Genomic DNA, 1,061 nt, shown 5'->3' with positions numbered 1-1,061 from the left:
CCCGCGTCCGGCCGCCGAGCCGGGCCGGACGCGGGGCGGTGGGGGAGCGGCGGGTCTGTGTCAGGGCCGCGCCCGCGAGGACCACGAGCGCACCGACGGGCGTGTTCCAGCTGAGCCGCTCGTCCAGGAGCGCGACTCCCGCCGCCGTGGCGATGACCGGGATGAAGTACGTGACCATGGCGGCGGTCGTCGGCCCCACCTCCGCCACGACTCCGTACTGGAGGAGCATCGCGTACCCCGTGCCGAGGGCGCCGAGCGCGATCACCGCCAGCAGCGGCACGATCTCGACCGACTCCGGTACGGAGGTGAACAGTGGCGTCACCAGGGCCAGTTGCAGGGTCGCGACACCCACCTGCGAGGCCGCCAGGGACAGATGTGAGGCGCCGGTGCCGCTCAGGGTCCTGCGGACGTAGATCCAGCCCACCGCGTAGCTGAAGGAGGCGAGCAGGGCCAGCGCCGTGCCGGTCACGTCCAGGCCCGAGAAGCCCTGCCAGGCCCCGAGCACCGTGAGCACCCCCACGAAACCGATGCCGAGGCCCGCCGCCCGCACCCGCGTGGGACGGTCCTCGGAGAGCGCCACGAGCGACAGCGCCATGCCCCACAGCGGTGTCGTCGCGTTGCAGATGCCCGCCAGGGTCGAAGGGATCGTCAGCTCCGCGTACGCGAACAGCGAGAAAGGCAGGGCGTTGAGGAGGAACGCCGCCACCGTCAGATGACCCCAGACGCGGGCACCGCGCGGCAGCCGGTCCCGCTTCGCGACGAGAGCGACGGCCAGCACCGCCGTACCGAACAGCAGGCGGCCGAAGGTCACCTGGAACGGCGCGAAGCTCTCGGTGCCCACCTTGATGAGGAGGAAGCTGAAGCCCCAGATCAGGGCCAGCGCGCCGAAACGGACACGCCAGTCCAGCAGGGGGGACGACTGTCCGGGGGTGGCGGGGGAAGACGGGGTGCGGGTGGCTGCGGGGCTCATGCCCCACAGCGTGACGGGCCCTCACGTCTTAGAACAAGCGAGAATTCTTTGACCCCTTGTCTTAGGATCGCTTACATGTTGAATCTGGAGC

Annotated in this window: 1 protein-coding gene; it reads right to left on the bottom strand. The window is 70.6% G+C overall.

Annotated features, from left to right (window positions below; genetic code table 11):
• On the bottom strand, positions 1 to 970 hold a 970-nt coding region (locus RIF68_RS19175; protein WP_309052504.1), incomplete at its 3' end, for a DMT family transporter.
• Positions 971 to 1,061 lie beyond the last annotated feature (91 nt).

This window comes from Streptomyces sp., from assembly GCF_031178505.1.
Classification (GTDB): domain Bacteria; phylum Actinomycetota; class Actinomycetes; order Streptomycetales; family Streptomycetaceae; genus Streptomyces; species Streptomyces gulbargensis.
The sequence above is the reverse complement of the archived record's forward strand: the minus strand, read 5'-3'. Positions and strand labels throughout refer to the sequence as shown.